General features: G+C 71.0%; 13 protein-coding genes. 11 read left to right on the forward strand and 2 right to left on the reverse strand.

The genetic code is table 11. The features are described from left to right. Positions 1–3: 3 nt before the first annotated feature. Positions 4–864: a branched-chain amino acid ABC transporter permease gene (locus tag M6I34_RS07415; protein ID WP_272485052.1), complete on the reverse strand. Its 861-nt coding sequence runs from the start codon at positions 862–864 to the stop codon at positions 4–6. Between the two features lie 49 nt (positions 865–913). Continuing rightward, positions 914–2,068, reverse strand: a complete 1,155-nt coding sequence (locus M6I34_RS07420; protein ID WP_272485053.1) for an ABC transporter substrate-binding protein — start codon at positions 2,066–2,068, stop codon at positions 914–916. 265 nt (positions 2,069–2,333) lie between these two features. On the opposite strand from M6I34_RS07420, the gene M6I34_RS07425 reads away from it, so the two are divergent. The 11 genes from M6I34_RS07425 to M6I34_RS07475 all read left to right on the forward strand — a co-directional run bounded on the left by M6I34_RS07425 (position 2,334) and on the right by M6I34_RS07475 (position 15,599). Further along, complete coding sequence (locus tag M6I34_RS07425) at positions 2,334–3,953, forward strand: AMP-binding protein (RefSeq protein WP_272485054.1); 1,620 nt, start codon at positions 2,334–2,336, stop codon at positions 3,951–3,953. A gap of 114 nt (positions 3,954–4,067) precedes the next feature. Continuing rightward, a complete protein-coding gene (locus M6I34_RS07430; protein WP_272485055.1) occupies positions 4,068–4,895 on the forward strand; it encodes an IclR family transcriptional regulator in 828 nt (275 codons plus the stop codon). 48 nt (positions 4,896–4,943) lie between these two features. Then, positions 4,944–7,025, forward strand: a complete 2,082-nt coding sequence (locus M6I34_RS07435; RefSeq protein ID WP_272485056.1) for an acetate--CoA ligase family protein — start codon at positions 4,944–4,946, stop codon at positions 7,023–7,025. 139 nt (positions 7,026–7,164) lie between these two features. After that, the gene (locus M6I34_RS07440; RefSeq protein WP_272485057.1) at positions 7,165–7,863 is read left to right on the forward strand and encodes an AzlC family ABC transporter permease; all 699 of its coding nucleotides are present in this window, start codon (positions 7,165–7,167) and stop codon (positions 7,861–7,863) included. Next, entirely contained in the window at positions 7,856–8,182 is a 327-nt protein-coding gene (locus M6I34_RS07445; RefSeq protein WP_272485058.1) for an AzlD domain-containing protein, read from the forward strand. The genes M6I34_RS07440 and M6I34_RS07445 overlap by 8 nt, the downstream gene beginning before the upstream one ends. Positions 8,183–8,198: 16 nt before the next feature. Continuing rightward, positions 8,199–8,612, forward strand: a complete 414-nt coding sequence (locus M6I34_RS07450; protein ID WP_272485059.1) for a ribonucleotide reductase subunit alpha — start codon at positions 8,199–8,201, stop codon at positions 8,610–8,612. A 105-nt stretch (positions 8,613–8,717) separates the two neighbouring features. Continuing rightward, entirely contained in the window at positions 8,718–9,650 is a 933-nt protein-coding gene (locus tag M6I34_RS07455) for a DMT family transporter (RefSeq protein WP_272485060.1), read from the forward strand. Positions 9,651–9,820: 170 nt separating this feature from the next. Next, complete coding sequence (locus M6I34_RS07460; protein ID WP_272485061.1) at positions 9,821–10,597, forward strand: ferredoxin--NADP reductase; 777 nt, start codon at positions 9,821–9,823, stop codon at positions 10,595–10,597. 234 nt (positions 10,598–10,831) lie between these two features. Continuing rightward, positions 10,832–12,604, forward strand: coding sequence for an N-acetylglutaminylglutamine amidotransferase (locus M6I34_RS07465; RefSeq protein WP_272485062.1), 1,773 nt, complete (start codon positions 10,832–10,834; stop codon positions 12,602–12,604). A gap of 38 nt (positions 12,605–12,642) precedes the next feature. Beyond that, a complete protein-coding gene (gene ngg, locus M6I34_RS07470) occupies positions 12,643–14,388 on the forward strand; it encodes an N-acetylglutaminylglutamine synthetase (RefSeq protein WP_272485063.1) in 1,746 nt (581 codons plus the stop codon). Then, the gene (locus M6I34_RS07475) at positions 14,385–15,599 is read left to right on the forward strand and encodes an osmoprotectant NAGGN system M42 family peptidase (protein ID WP_272485064.1); all 1,215 of its coding nucleotides are present in this window, start codon (positions 14,385–14,387) and stop codon (positions 15,597–15,599) included. Before ngg ends, M6I34_RS07475 begins: the two co-directional genes overlap by 4 nt. Positions 15,600–15,649: the final 50 nt, after the last annotated feature.

A 15,649-nucleotide genomic window follows, 5' to 3' on the forward strand; every position in this document is an offset into this window, starting at 1 on the left:
GAACTAGCGCCCTCCGAACAGGCCGCGCGGCCGGAACAGCAGCACGATGAACAGCACGACGAAGGCGACCGAGCTCTGCCACTCGGTCGGAATCCTCACCATGCCGGTGCTCTCGATCAGGCCGAGCGCCAGCCCGCCGATGACCGCCCCGCGCAGCGAGCCGACGCCGCCGACCACGACCGCCACGAAGGCCATGAACACGGCCAGGAAGCCCATGTGCGCGGTGGCGCCGTCCTTCACCAGGATCAGCGTGGCCGGCACCGCGGCGATCGCGGAGCCCAGCGCGAAGGCGATCACAGAGACCCTGACCGTGTCGATGCCGATGATCCTAGCCATCTCGGCGTTGTCGGTCATCGCCAGCACCGCCTTGCCCATCCGCGTGCGGGTCAGGTAGACGCCGACCGCGGTGGCCACGATCGCCAGCGCCGCCACCTGCGCGAGCTGCACGCCGGTGACCACCAGCGGACCCCACAGGAAGATGCCGCCGGGCGGGGACGGCACCACCTTGGTGTCGGTGCCGAACACCACGCCGATCGCGTTCTCGAGCAGGATGAACAGCCCAAGCGACGCGATCAGCACGACCAGCGAGGTGCTGCCCCGCTTCTCGAACGGCCGGTACACGACCAGGTAGGCCAGCACGCCGGCGATCGCGCCGGTGGCGACGCCGGCGACTCCCGACAGCCAGAGCGGCGCGCCCATCGACGCCGCCAGCCAGCTGCCGTAGGCCGACAGCGCGTAGACCGGGCCGTAGGCGAAGTGGACGACCCGGGTGGTGCCGAAGATCAGTCCGAAGCCCAGCGCGAGCAGCGCGTAATGGCTGCCGTTGACCAGGCCGTTGACCACCAGCTGGGCGAGCAGGTCCAATCGGGTCTCCCGATGCCGTAGAGGGCGGCGCGTGTCGGTCCGGCTTCGATCAGTCGGGCTTCACGAAGGACTGGAATTTCTTCTCCCCGCCCTCGACCTTGAACAGCCCCACCCGCTTCTGCGCGACGCCGTTCGGCTGGAACACCATCTGCCCGCCGTAGACGCTGTCGAACTTCGGGTCGTCGTACAGCGCGGCCTTCATCACCTCCGCGTCCATGTAGTCGCCGCCCTTGGCCTTCGCGCGCTTCAGCAGCTCGGCGATCAGGTAGACGCCCTCGTAGTAGTTGGCCGCGTAGAAATCGGGCTTGGTGCCGTAGCGTTTCTCGTAGTCGGTGGCGAACTGCTTGGACCACGGCTGGTCGTCGGAGGGCTGGAAGTAGTCGTTGATGAACAGGTAGCCCTCGCCCTGGGCGCCGGCGATCTTCGCGTCGTTCTGCGTGTACTCGACGCCGATGATCGGCTGCTTCATGCCGAAGTCGCGGATCCGCTTCACTGCCAGGCCCACCTCGGGCGTGAACATCCACAGCGCGATCGCATCGGGGTTGGCGGCGCGGATCTTCGCGATCTGCGTGTCCATGTTGGTGACGCCCTGCGGCACCGCCTCGATCGCGACCACCGAACCGCCCGCCTTCTCCCAGTAAGGCCTGGTCGCGCGCACCACGCTGTCGCCGGCGTCGTTCTTCCACTGCAGCATCGCGAGCTTCTTCGCGCCGGTCGACTTAAGGTGAGCGACCGCGGCCAGGCCGAGGTCGGCGGCCAGCGATCGGTTGTGGAACATGTACTTCGAGACGCCGACCAGGCTGTTCGACACGCCCCCGCCGTTCAGCAGGAAGATGTGGTGCTGGTCCGCCAGCGGTGCGACCGCCTGCGTGGGCGCCGAGAACGAGGTCATCACGATCTTGACCTTGTTGATCGTGATCAGGCGGTTCATCGCGGAGACCGCCTCCTGCGCGTTGCCCGACTTGTGGTCCTCGATCACCGCCTCGAGCTTGATGCCGTTGACGCCGCCCTTGGCGTTGATCTCGTCGACCGCCTGCTTGATGCCCTGGCTCATCACGGTGCCGTAGAAGCTGGCCTGCCCGCTCATCGCGAGGATGGCGCCGATCTTGTAGGTCTGGGGATCCTGGGCCGATGCGGTGCCGAAGACCGAGGCCGCGGACAGCGCCGCGACGAGCACCGGAAGCCTGCGCTTGAGCTGGAACATGATCGTCTCCTCTTGTGGATGCCGGCACGGCGGCACCTGCGTGCGCCTTTTTCGGTCGCCGCGTTGATGTTTCATTGAATGAAACAATGAAACTGCATTAGGATTCTAAGCGCCAAATTCGGCAGTGGTCAATGCGCGGCCCGGATCCCGCCGAAGACTTTCAATCGATGAAACCGCCCCGGATTGGCGATCCGGAGTGCGGGCGCGCCGGCCGCCGCCGGCGCCCCGCGGCGCTGCCGGCCGCTCAAGACGGATGGAGACCAGGATGGACCGAATCACCTTGTCCGCCATGCTCGCGCATCACCGGCCTCGCGAGCCCGGCGCACCGGTCCTGACCGACGATCGCCGGTCGCTGGACCTTGCGGCCTTCGAGGCGCTGGTCCGGCGCGCCGTGGCCTGGCTCCACGGGCAGGGAATCGGCCGCGGCGACCGCGTGGGCGTCTGGCTGCCGAACCGGGTCGAGTGGCTCGTCCTGCTGTTCGCGCTCGCGCGCCTTGGCGCGACGCTCGTGTCGATCAATACCCGTTATCGGGCCGCGGAGGTCGCATACCTGCTCGAGCGCTCGGGCGCGCGGCTGCTCGTGCTGCAGGGCGCCCTGCGCGGCGTCGACTTCCCGGCCGTGCTGGCGGGCATCGAACCGGGCACGGTGCCGGCGCTCGAGCGGATCGCGGTGCTCGCCGACCCGGCCGCCCGGCCCGCGCACTTGCTCGGCAGGCCGACCCTGGGGTTCCACCTTGCCGACCTGCCGCCGGACCCGGGGCCCGACGACCCGGCCGCCGCGCACTGCGGCGATCCCGAGTCGATCGCGATCCTGTTCACCACGTCGGGTACCACCCGCAGGCCCAAGCTGGTGATGCACACGCAGCACACGCTGGCCTGCCACGCGGCGCACGTCGCGCGCGCCAACCGCCTGGACGCGCCCGGCGCCTGCCTGCTCGGCGCGCTGCCGCTGTGCGGCACCTTCGGGCTCACCGGCGTGCTCGCCGCGCTGTCAGCGGGCGCGCCGGTCGTGCTGGTCGAGTCCTTCGACGGCGCGAACGCCGCGCGGCTCGTGCGCGAGCGCGCCGTCACGCACGCGTACGGAAGCGACGAGATGTTCCGCAGGATGCTCGACGCCGCGCCCGGCCCCCGCCCCTTCCCTTCGGCGCGGGTGTTCGGGTTCGCGGCCTTCCAGCCCGGGGCCGCGGAGTTCGCGAAGGCCGCCGTGGCCCGCGACGTGCCGATGCTCGGACTCTACGGTTCGAGCGAGGTGCAGGCGCTGTTCGCGATACAGGATCCCGCCGAGGGCGTCGACGCCCGGGTCGAAGGCGGCGGCGTGCCGGCCGCCCCGGACGCATCGGTCCGGATACGCGACATGGAGACCGGCGAGCTCGTCGGCCCCGGGATCGACGGCGAGATCGAGATCCGCGCGCCGGGCAACTTCGTCGGCTACCTGAACGACGCGCAGGCCACCGCGTCGGCGATCGACCCCGAGGGCTTCTTCCGGACAGGCGACATCGGCCACCTGCGATCCGACGGCAGCTTCGTGTACCTGACGCGGCGCGGCGACGCGATCCGGCTGGGAGGCTTCCTGGTGAACCCGGGCGAGATCGAGGACGAGCTCGGCGCGCTCGCCGGCGTCGCCGGCGCGGCCGTGATCGCGGTCGAGATCGACGGCCGGGCGCGCTGCGTGGCCTTCGTCGTGCGCGAGGCCGGCGCGGCCATCGAGGAAGCGGCCCTGATCGAGGCAGCCAGGAACCGGATGGCCGGCTTCAAGGTCCCGGCCAGGGTCTGGTTCGTCGACGCGCTGCCGGTCACCGCGAGCGCGAACGGCACCAAGGTGCAGCGCGCGCGGCTCCGCGAAATGGCGATGGAGCGGCTGGACGCCCCCGCGGGCGGCGACTGAACGTCATTTCGCTCTTCGAAACCTTCGAGGAACTCGATTGACGCGACTCGACGCGGCCCCTAGCATGAATCCGCGCATGGGTTCATTGAATGAAATTTCATTCGAGGCATCGTGATGAGCAGATCGCCCCGCGGCAGCGCCAGGCCCGCCCCGACCTCCTCGGTGCAGCGCGCTTGCCGGATCCTCCAGGTGCTTTCCGACACGCGCAACGGGAGGCTCACCGACATCGCCGCCGCCGCCGGGCAGGACAAGGCAACCGTGCTGCGGCTGCTCGACGTGCTGGCCGGCGAGGGCTTCGTCGTGCGCGACCCGGCCAGCAAGCGTTACTCGCTGGGCGCCGAGGTGTTCGTGCTGGGCGCCGCCGCCGCCGCCCGCTTCGATCCGCGGCCGATCGCCCGCCCGTCCCTGATCCGGCTGGCGAACGCGTTCCAGGACAGCACCATCCTGTCGATCGCGCGGGGCGCGGAGTCGGTCTGCGTCGACGTGGAGCTCGGCAGCTTCCCGATCCGAGCCACCTACCTCGAGGTCGGCAGCCGCAGGCCGCTCGGCGCCGGCGCGGGCAGCCTGGCGCTGCTCGCATGGATGCCGGACCCGGAGATCGAGGCGCTGATGCCGTCGATCCTCGCGGGCCTGGGCCGCTATCCGCGAATCACGCAAAAGGCGCTCGAGCGCCACGTCGCGCAGTCGCGCAAGCGCGGCTACGCGGTCATGCTCGATCTGGTCGTCGACAAGATGGGCGGGATCGCGATGCCGATCCTCGGCGGCGACGGGCGGCCGGTCGCGGCGATCAGCATCGCGGCCCTGACCGAGCGGATCGTGTCGCGCGAGGCAGCGCTCGCCGAGGCGCTGAGGCGCGAAGTCGCGGCTTGCGAGGCGATCGGGGCCCTCGGCGCGGCGGCCCGCTCCACCGGCGCGACCAGGCACCGCGCGGACAGCGCGTGAGCGCCGACCGCTGACTCCCACACACGCATCGACGCCGAGGCGACGACCATGGACGACACGCTGCAGTTCGCTCTTGCCCCCCGGTCGGTCGCCGTCATCGGCGCCTCGGACGACCCGAACAAGATCGGTGGACGCCCGATCCACTACATGCTGCGCCACGGCTTCGCCGGCCGGATCCTGCCGGTCAACCCCAGCCGGGCGAAGATCCAGGGGATAGCGGCCTTCGCGTCGCTGGCGGCCCTGCCCGAGACGCCCGAGCTGGCGGTGATCGCCGTGGCCGGAGAGGCCGCGGTCGAGGCGGTGGAAGCCTGCGCGAAGCGCGGCGTGAGGGTCGCGGTGATCATCGCGTCGGGCTTCGGCGAGACCGGCGCGGCGGGGCGCGCTATCCAGCAGGCGATGGTGACCAGCGCGCGTGCCCACGGCATGCGGCTGGTCGGCCCGAACACCCAGGGGATCGCCAATTTCGGCAACGGCGCGATCGCCAACTTCTCGACCATGTTCGGCGAGCTGCCGCCCCTCGACGGACCGGTCGCGATCTGCAGCCAGAGCGGCGGCATGAGCCAGGTGGTCTACGGCCTGGTCCGCAACCGCGGCATCGGCGTGCGGCACGTGCACGCGACCGGCAACGAGGCCGACCTGACGGTCGCGGACTTCGCGGTGGCCTGCGCCCTCGATCCGGACGTCCGGCTGATCCTCCTGTACCTGGAGTCGATCGCCGAGCCGGAGCGACTCGCCCGCGCGGCAGCGATCGCCCGCGAGCGCGACGTGCCGATCGTGGCGATCAAGGCGGGCCGCTCGGCGAGCGGCCAGCGCGCCGCCAGCTCGCACACCGGCGCGCTGGCCAACGAGGACCGCGTGGTCGACGCATTCCTGAGGCGCCATGGCATCTGGCGAGCGCGCGACCCGCATGCGCTGGCGCTCGCCGCCGAGGCCTACCTGAAGGGCTGGCGCCCCGAGGGCAGGCGGCTCGTGGTCATCAGCAACTCCGGCGCCAGCTGCGTTCTGGCCGCCGACGAAGCCGAGGCCCTGTCGCTGCCGCTCGCCGAGCTCGCGCCGGAAACGCGCGCGGCCGTCGCGGCGAAGCTGCCCGGCTTCGCCAGCGCCGCCAACCCGATCGACATCACCGCCGCGCTGCTGCAGAACAGCCGCCTGTTCGGCGACGTGCTGCCGGTGCTGGCCGGCGACCCGGCCGCCGACCTCTTCTTCATCGACATCCCGGTGGCGGGCGCAGGCTACGACGTCGACGCCTTCGCGCGCGACACCGCGGGCTTCGCGCAGGCCACCGGCAAGCCGGTCGTGGTCGCCGTCGCGCAGGAATCGATCCGCGACGTGTTCCGCGCGGCCGGCGTCGTCGCCTACGCGGACGGCACCGACGCGCTGAATGCGCTGGCCCAGCTGGCCTCGCACACCGAGTTGATGCGCGCTCCGGCTGCGGCCTGGCCGGGCCCCGAGCGGGTGTCGCTGCCCGAGGGCGCGGGCGGCTTCCTGGACGAAGCCGCGAGCCTCGCCGTCCTCGAAGCGCGCGGCCTTCCGGTGGTCGCCCACCGCCTGTGCCGCAGCGCCGACGAGGCGCGCGCGGCCTTCGCGGCGATCGGCGGGCCGGTGGCGGTGAAGGCCTGCTCGGCCGACGTGCCGCACAAGTCCGAGCACGGGCTGGTTGCGCTGGGCGTGGCCGACGAAGCCGCGGCGATCGCCGCTTTCGAGGCGCAGTCCGCGAAGCTCGACGCGATGCGCGCCAGCCGTCAGGGAGTCATCGTGGCCGAGATGCGCCGCGGCCGGCACGAGTTCATGGTCGGCGCGCGAATCGACCCGGTGTTCGGGCCCGTCGTGCTGGTGGGCGACGGCGGCCGCTACGTCGAAGCGCTGAAGGATTTCGCGATCCTGCTTCCGCCCTTCGATGCCGGCGAAGTGCTGCAGGCCCTGCACGGCCTGCGGATCGCCCCGCTTTTCGGCGGCCTGCGCGGCGAGCCGCCGATGGACCTCGAGGCGCTCGCGGCAATCGCGGTCGGCGTCGGCCGCCTGCTGCGCGATGCGCAGGGCAGCATCGCGTCGATCGACCTGAACCCGGTGATCGTCGGTGCGGCCGGCGAGGGCGCGGTGATCGTCGACGCGCTGGTCGAGCGGGGGTGAGGCGCCGGCTGGCTGTCCGCAGGACGTGCCGTTTCCAGGCCGCGCAGGCGGGTCCCGCCCCGGCCGCATGGCATCATCCGGCAACCCGGACACTGGCCGCGCCCAGTGCCTTCGCCTCGCTCCTCCTGCCCCTGCCCGCATGAATCCCGGTTACCGCCTCGGCGCCCGCGAGGCGCTCGGCACCCCCGCCGCGGTGCTCGCGGCCGGCTACGTCGGCTACGGCGCGCTGTCGTCCGACGTCGGTTTCTCCCTCTGGGCGACGCTGCTTTCGACCGCCGCGATCTGGGCGCTGCCCGGACAGCTGATCCTGGTCGAGATGTCGTCGTCGGGCGCGCCGCTGTTCGCGATCCTGCTGGCGGTCGCCTTCTCCGCGGTCCGCTTCCTGCCGATGACGGTCTCGCTGCTGCCCGCGCTTCGCGCGCCGGCGCACGGCCGCGCCAAGGAGTTCCTGGCAGCCCACCTGATCGCGATGACCGGCTGGATCATGGCGATGCGCCGCACGCCCGAGCTCCCGGTCGCCGACCGCCTGCCCTACTTCATCGGCTTCGCGCTGGCGCTCTGGCTCGTGTCGATCGCGGCCACCGGCGCCGGCTTCCTGATCGCCGGCAGCCTGCCGCCGGTCACCAAGAGCGCCTTCGTGTTCATGAACCCGGTCTACTTCCTGCTGCTGATGCTGTCCGACGCGCGCACCCGCGTGATGGCGTTGTCGCTGGCCGGCGGCGCCGTCTGCGGCCCGCTGATCTACCTGCTCGCGCCGCAGTGGAGCGTGCTGGGCGGCGGGCTGATCGGCGGCACCGCAGCGTTCGCGATTCACCGGTACGCGAGCCGCCATGACTGAGTCGCTGCTTGTCGCGATCTGCGGGGCTGCCACCTACCTGTGGCGCGGGCTGGGTGTCGTGCTGTCCGGGCGCGTGCGCACCGAGAGCCCGGTCTTCACCTGGGTCGGCTGCGTGGCCTGGGCGATGATTGCCGGGCTCACGATGCGCATCCTTCTGATGCCCGCGGGCGTGCTGGCCGAAACCTCGCTGCTCGATCGCGCGATCGGCAGCGCGGTCGCGATGCTGCTCTACTTCGTACTGAGCCGGCGCAACCTTTTCCTCGGCGTCGGCTCGGCATTCGTCACGATGATCGTGCTGTCGCTTCTGCAGCGCGCCTGATTGCGAGGGAACCCACGTGAATCCGATCTCCAGCTTCGACGACCTGCTGCAGGCGGCACGCCAGCAGCCCGAGCCCCAGCGCCTGCTCTTCGTGTTCGCCAACGTCGAGCTGCCCGACAAGCCCACTCGCGAGCAGCGCGCCGAGTTCGACGCGGGCCGCGGCGGAACGCTGGCGCCGGTCATGTGCGTGGACAAGGCGGCCGACGAGCTGCCGGACTTCGCCGCGCTGGTCGGCGAGTCGGAGCAGTTCGGGCAGCCGTGGGCGGTCGTCTTCGCGGGCGCGCTGTCGGGCCGCGACGGCCGCGCGCCGGCCGAGACCGAAGTCGAGAAGGCGCTCGAGCGCATGATCGAATCGATCAAGGGCGGCGCGATCGGGTCGATGATCCCGTTCGACAGGAAGGGGCGGATCCTGGCGCTCAGCGGCGGCTGACGGCGGCTCGCCCTGCGGCCGAGGCGGCAGGCCTGGCGCTGTTGCTGCAGGCGGCGCCGCTCTTCGACCTGCGAGGGCGCCTAGGCAAGGTGTAAAGTCCGGCGCATGCCAGGCTCTCCTTCCAGCGCCGGCGGGACGCTTCCCCGCTGGCTGGGCGTCGTCGCCCTGCTCGCGATCGCAAGCACCTTCGGCGCCAACCACGTTGCGGCGCGGCTGGCGTTCGATCACGGCGTCAGCGTGACCACCGCGGTATCGGTGCGCTCGGTGGGCACCGTGCTGTTCGTGCTGGCCCTGCTGCGGCTGTCCCGGGTGCCGCTGCGGGTTCCGGCACCCACGCTTCGCCGCGGGCTGGCGATCGGCTTGCTGGTGGCGGTGCAAAGCTGGTGCATCTACTCGGCGGTGGCGCGCATTCCAGTTGCGCTGGCGCTGCTGGTCTTCAATACCTTCCCGATCATGCTGGGGCTGGTTTCCTGGGTCGCCGGCGGCGAGCGCCCGGCGCCTCGCACGCTGGTCGCGATGCCGGTCGCCCTGCTCGGGCTGGCGATCGCGCTCGACGTGGCCGGCGTCGCGGACGCGGCCACGGCGGAAGGCGGGCGATCGGCCTTCGCAACCATGCTGCCAGGCGTGGGCTTCGCGCTCGGCGCATCGGTCGCGTTCGGGGTCGCGCTGTACCTGACCGGCCGCTGGCTGCCGGCGATCGACGGCCGGCTGCGCACGCTGATGTTCATGACCACGGTGGGAATCGTGTCGATTGCGGCGGGTGCCGCGGGCACCGGCTTCGGCTGGCCGCAGGACGCTCCAGGCTGGGTCGGGCTGGCGCTGCTGACCGTGCTCTACGGCTCTGCGATCACCGCGCTGTTCGTCGTGCTGCCGAGGCTGGGCGCGGTCAACAACGCGGCGATCATGAACATCGAGCCGGTCGCGGCGCTGGTGCTCGCCTGGCTGCTTCTCGGACAGACCGTGTCGCCGGTCCAGTTGCTCGGCGGCGCGATCGTGATCGGCGCGATCGTGTTCCTGAGCACCGGACGGCGCCCCTGAGCACCGGTCGGCGACCCTGAGCGCCGGTCGGCGACCCTGAGCGCCGCACGGCCACGCTGGAAGCGGGACCGCGGCCCCGCGCGCCGAGCGGCGGCGGTCGACCCGCGTCGCGGATCCGGGGCCCGAAAGGCGCGAGAATCGCGACTTTCCCGCACCGCAAGCAGATCCTCGTGTCCGCCTTCAACACCGAAACCGTGACCCAGGTCCGTCACTGGGACGACCGCCTCTTCAGCTTCCGCACCACCCGCGACCGCAGCCTGCGCTTCCACAACGGGCATTTCGTGATGCTCGGCCTGGAGGTCGACGGCCGGCCGCTGATGCGGGCCTACAGCATCGCCAGCGCGAACCACGAGGACTTCCTCGAGTTCCTCAGCATCGAGGTGCCCAACGGGCCGCTGACCTCGCGCCTGCAGCACCTGCAGGTCGGCGACAAGGTACTGGTCAGCCGCAAGCCGACCGGCACGCTGGTCGCGTCCGACCTGCTGTCCGGCAAGCGGCTCTGGCTGCTCGCCACCGGCACCGGGCTCGCGCCCTTCATGAGCATCGTCAAGGACCCCGAGGTCTACGAGCGCTTCGAGAAGGTGATCCTGGTGCACGGCGTGCGACGCGTCAGCGAACTCGCCTACGCCGACTACATCGAGAAGGAACTGCCGCAGGACGAATTCCTCGGCGAGATGATCCGCGAGAAGCTGCTGTACTACCCCACGGTCACCCGCGAGCCCTTCCGCAACCAGGGGCGGATCACCGCTCTGCTGGAGTCGGGCAAGCTCGAGGCCGACCTCGGCCTGCCGCCGATCGCGCCGGCCGAGGATCGCTTCATGCTGTGCGGCAGCGTGGCGATGCTCGCCGACCTGCGCGCGCTGCTCGACGCCAGGGGCTTCCGGCTCTCGCCACAGACCGGCCACGCCGGCGACTACGTGATCGAGAAGTCGTTCGCCGAGAAGTGAGGTGAGCGCGGCGGCGCAAGCGTCGCCGCCGTGGCGAGGGGCCGGCCTGGAGCCGGCCCTTCCTTTTTGCCGCCCATCCCCTTCCACCCCCTCTCCCTGCCAAAAAATAACGAAAGATCACGCCATTTTTGAAGAGGATAAAGACAGATTGCAGACGACTACATTTGCATAAATACAACATACCTGCGATAATCCTCAGGCTCCACCCACCAGACACAGCGAGGCAATCCACTCATGTGCGGATTTGCGGGTGAAGCCCGCTTCGACTCTTCTGCTGCCGATATCGGCACCGTCGCCCGGATGGGCGAGGTCCTGCAACCCCGCGGTCCCGACGCCTCCGGCGCCTTCCAGCAGGGCGGCATCGCGCTCGCCCACCGCCGGCTGCGGATCATCGACCTGTCCGAGAACGCGCAGCAGCCGATGACCGACCCCTCGCTCGGGCTCACGGTCGCCTTCAACGGCTGCATCTACAACTACCGGGAACTGAGACGCGAGCTGGAGGCCCTCGACTACCGCTTCTTCTCCGATGGCGACACGGAAGTGGTGCTCAAGAGCTTTCACGCCTGGGGGCGCGACTGCGTCAGCCGGTTCCACGGCATGTTCGCGTTCGCGATGTTCGAGCGCGACAGCGGCCGGCTCACGCTGGCACGCGACCGCTTCGGCATCAAGCCGCTCTACCTGGCCGAACGCGCGGGGCGGCTGCGCTTCGCTTCGTCGCTGCCGGCGCTGCTGGCGGGGGGCGAGGTCGACACCGCGATCGACCCGGCCGCGCTGCACCACTACATGAGCTGGCACGCGGTCGTGCCGCCGCCGATGACCATCCTGGCCGGCATTCGCAAGCTGCCGCCCGCCACCGTGGCCACCTGGGACGCCGAGGGCCGGTGCGAGACGAACCGCTTCTGGGGGCTGAAGGTGCAGGCCGACCCGGCGCTGGCCGCGCTGCCCGCCGAAGAGCGCGAGCGGCTCACCGAAGACGCGCTGCGCACCGCGGTGCGCCGCCGCATGGTGGCCGACGTCCCGGTCGGCGTGCTGCTGTCGGGCGGCGTCGACTCCAGCCTGATCGTCGCGCTGCTGGCCGAGGCCGGCCAGCACGACCTGCGCACCTTCTCGATCGGCTTCGAGGCCGCCGGCGGCGAATCGGGCGACGAGTTCGTCTACTCCGACATGGTCGCGAAGCGCTTCGCCACGAAGCACACGCAGATCCGGATCCCGACCTCCGAGCTGATGGGCGCACTGCCGGGAACCATCGCCGCGATGAGCGAGCCGATGGTCAGCTACGACAACGTCGCGTTCTACCTGCTGTCGCGCGAGGTCTCGAAGCACCTGAAGGTGGTGCAGAGCGGCCAGGGCGCGGACGAGGTCTTCGCCGGGTACCACTGGTACCCGAAGCTGGCGGCCAGCACCGAGCCGACCGCCGACTACGCGCGCGCCTTCTTCGACCGCGACCACGCCGAGTACCTGGCCACCGTGGGCGAGGCCTTCGCCACCGACGACCACAGCCGGGCCTTCCTCGAACGCGAGTTCGCCGCCGGCCACGGCGGCAGCGCGGTCGAGAAGGCGCTGCACCTGGACACCACCGTGATGCTGGCCGACGACCCGGTCAAGCGCGTCGACAACATGACGATGGCCTGGGGCCTCGAGGCCCGGGTGCCCTTCCTGGACCACGAACTGGTCGAGCTGGCCGGCCGGCTGCCTGCGGCGGACAAGCTCGGCGACGGCGGCAAGGGCGTGCTGAAATCGATCGCGCGCCGGCTGGTGCCGCGCGAGGTCGTCGACCGGCCGAAGGGCTATTTCCCGGTGCCCATCCTCAAGTACATCGACGGGCCGGTGCTCGAAATGGTGCGCGACGCGCTCGGCAGCCGCGCCGCCCGCGAGCGCGGCCTGTTCCGGCCCGACGCGGTCGCGAAGCTGCTGGCCGCGCCGTCGGACCACATCACCCCGCTGCGCGGCTCCAAGCTCTGGCAGGTCGCGCTGCTCGAACTCTGGCTGCAGGCCCGCGGCCTGTGAGCCCGAACGGCCGCGGCCCACGCGGCAAGGAGAGACCGATGACACGCACTGCCAGCGTCGACGATCGCGACCCGATGGACCCGGTCCGGATGGCCTCGCTGAAGCACTGGGGCGAGTTGCCCGCGGGCACCGGCGAGCGGATGACCGACGAAGCCACGGTCGACTGCGGCTGGGGCCGGCTGATCTTCGGCCAGACCTTCGCATCGCCCGAGCGGCTGGCCGACGAGATCCGCCGCGAGGAGCCCGGCCGGCGCGACGTCGCGCTGTACATCCGCGACCCGCACGTCGTGATCGCGCTGGCCCCGCAGCAGCTCTTCCTGGACCCCTCGCACACCTTCAGGCTTGCGCTGCGCGGGGCGGAGATCGACGCCAGCCCCGTGCCGGGCGTCGCGATCCGCGAGGCCCGGCCCGACGACGAAGCGCAGGTCAACAGGATCTACCTGTCGCGCTCGATGGTGCCGGTTCGCGAGGGCTTCCTGGCCCGCGCGAAGGACGATCCCGCGGTGCTGCTGCTGGTGGCCGAGGACACCGACAGCGGCGCGATCCTCGGCGCCGTAACCGGCGTGGACCACGTCGCCGCCTGCAACGACCCTGACGGCGGCTCCAGCCTGTGGTCGCTGGCGGTCGACTCCCAGGGCACGCGGCCCGGCGTCGGCGAGGCGCTGGTGCGCGCGCTCGCGGCGCGCTTTCGCGAGCGCGGCCGCACCTGCATGGACCTGTCGGTGATGCACGACAACGCCGAGGCGATCGCGCTCTACGAGAAGATCGGCTTCGAGCGGGTGCCGGTCTACTGCGTGAAGAACAAGAACCCGATCAACGAGAAGCTGTTCGTCGGGCCGGACAGTTTCGCCGGACTCAACGTGTACGCGCGAATCCTGGTCGACGAGGCCCGCCGCCGGGGCATCGGCGTCGAGGTGCTCGACGCCGAGCACGGCTATTTCCGGCTCTCGCACGGCGGCCGCACCGTCACCTGCCGGGAATCCCTGTCCGAGCTGACCACCGCGATCGCGATGAGTCGCTGCGACGACAAGCGCGTCACCCGCAACGTTCTGACCGGCGCAGGCCTGCGGATGCCCGACCAGATCATCGCCGGCGACGACGAGTCGCTGCGCGCCTTCCTGGCGCGCCACGGCCGGGTCGTGGTCAAGCCGGCGCGGGGCGAGCAGGGCCACGGCGTGAAGGTCGACCTGCGCAGTCTCGACGAGGTGAAGGCCGCGGTCGACGAGGCGCGCCAGTACTGCGAGGAGGTCATCGTCGAGGAGCTCGTGCCGGGCGACGACCTGCGGATCGTGGTCATCGACTACCGCGTCGTCGCGGCGGCCACCCGCAAGCCGGCGCAGGTAGTCGGCGACGGCGAGAACACCGTGCGCACGCTGATCGAGAAGCAGAGCCGCCGCCGCCAGGCGGCCACCGGCGGCGAAAGCTCGATCCCGCTCGACGCCGAGACCGAGCGCTGCGTGGTGGCCGGCGGCAGGACCATGGCCTCGGTGCTGGCGCCGGGCGAGGCCCTCGTCGTCCGCAAGACCGCCAACCTGCACACCGGCGGCACGATCCACGACGTGACCGGCGAGCTGAACCCCAGGCTCGCCGACGTCGCGGTGCGGGCGGCGCGCGCGCTGGACATCCCGGTCGTCGGCTTCGACTTCATGGTGCCCGACGTGGCGGGCGACGAGTACGCGATCATCGAGGCGAACGAGCGGCCGGGCCTGGCCAATCACGAGCCGCAGCCCACCGCCGAGCGCTTCGTCGACCTGCTGTTTCCCCAGACCAGGACCGAACAATGACGAAGAATCCCCCCGAGACCCGCTCGGCGATCGACCGGGCCTACATGCTGGACATCCTGGGCAGGTTGCTCGCCACGCCGAGCCCCTCGGGCATGACCGACCAGATCGTGCTCACCGCCTGCCAGGAACTGGAGAAGCTCGGCATCCCGTACAGCCTGACCCGGCGCGGCGCGATCCGCGCCGACCTGGAGGGCGCGCGGCACAGCCCGGACCGGGCGATCGTCGCGCACCTCGACACGCTGGGCGCGATGGTCAAGCAGCTCAAGCCGAACGGCCGGCTCGAGATCGTGCCGATCGGCCACTGGTCGGCGCGCTTCGCCGAGGGCGCGCGCGTGACCGTCTACGGCGACGAAGGCCGCCATTTCCGCGGAACGATCCTGCCGCTGAAGGCCTCGGGCCACACCTACAACGAGGGGATCGACACGCAGCCGGTCGGCTGGGAGCACGTGGAACTGCGGCTCGACGAGCGCAGCCACTGCATCGACGACCTCGTGAATCTCGGCGTGAACATCGGCGACACGATCTCGATCGACGCGCAACCCGAGTTCTGCGACAACGGCTTCATCAACTCGCGCCACATCGACGACAAGGCCGGCGTGGCCGCGCTGCTGGCGGTCGCCAAGGCCTGCCGCGACAACGAGGCGCGGCTGCCGGTCGATTGCCACCTGCTGTTCACGATCTCTGAAGAGACCGGGGTGGGCGCCTCGCACATCCTGCACGGCGACGTTGCCGAGCTGGTGTCGATCGACAACGGCACGATCGCCCCGGGCCAGAACACCTGCGAATACGGCGTCACGATCTCGATGCAGGACTCGTCCGGCCCCTTCGACTGGCACCTGACGCGCCACCTGCTGGGGCTGGCCCGCGAGAACCGGATCGAGCACAGCCGCGACGTGTTCCGCTACTACCGCAGCGACGCGGCGGCCGCGGTCGAGGCCGGCAACGACATCCGCACCGCGCTGGTCTGCTTCGCGCTCGACGCCTCGCACGGCTACGAGCGCACGCACGTCGACTCGCTGATGGCGCTGGCCGACCTGCTCTACGCCTACGTGACCAGCGAGCCCCTGTTCCGGCGCGACGCGCTGCGCCTGGGCCCGGTGGCAGACTTCCCGACGCCGCCGCCGCCGCCCGAGCGGCCGTCGGACGACCCGGCAGTGGCCGACCAGGCGCCGCCGCGCCAGCCTGGTTCGGAGTTCCTGCCCAAGGGCTGACGAACGGAACGGCGCCTGGAACCTCGCCGCGCCACGCGGGGCTGGCCGGC

It is taken from the genome of Zeimonas sediminis (assembly GCF_023721795.1).
Lineage (GTDB): Bacteria > Pseudomonadota > Gammaproteobacteria > Burkholderiales > Burkholderiaceae_E > Zeimonas > Zeimonas sediminis.

Coding starts and splice junctions, on each gene's coding strand:
- M6I34_RS07420 (WP_272485053.1), bottom strand. CDS start 2,068: ATGTTCCAGCTCAAGCGCAGGCTTCCGGTGCTCGTCGCGGCGCTGTCC.
- M6I34_RS07425 (WP_272485054.1), top strand. CDS start 2,334: ATGGACCGAATCACCTTGTCCGCCATGCTCGCGCATCACCGGCCTCGC.
- M6I34_RS07430 (WP_272485055.1), top strand. CDS start 4,068: ATGAGCAGATCGCCCCGCGGCAGCGCCAGGCCCGCCCCGACCTCCTCG.
- M6I34_RS07435 (WP_272485056.1), top strand. CDS start 4,944: ATGGACGACACGCTGCAGTTCGCTCTTGCCCCCCGGTCGGTCGCCGTC.
- M6I34_RS07440 (WP_272485057.1), top strand. CDS start 7,165: ATGAATCCCGGTTACCGCCTCGGCGCCCGCGAGGCGCTCGGCACCCCC.
- M6I34_RS07445 (WP_272485058.1), top strand. CDS start 7,856: ATGACTGAGTCGCTGCTTGTCGCGATCTGCGGGGCTGCCACCTACCTG.
- M6I34_RS07455 (WP_272485060.1), top strand. CDS start 8,718: ATGCCAGGCTCTCCTTCCAGCGCCGGCGGGACGCTTCCCCGCTGGCTG.
- M6I34_RS07465 (WP_272485062.1), top strand. CDS start 10,832: ATGTGCGGATTTGCGGGTGAAGCCCGCTTCGACTCTTCTGCTGCCGAT.
- ngg (WP_272485063.1), top strand. CDS start 12,643: ATGACACGCACTGCCAGCGTCGACGATCGCGACCCGATGGACCCGGTC.
- M6I34_RS07475 (WP_272485064.1), top strand. CDS start 14,385: ATGACGAAGAATCCCCCCGAGACCCGCTCGGCGATCGACCGGGCCTAC.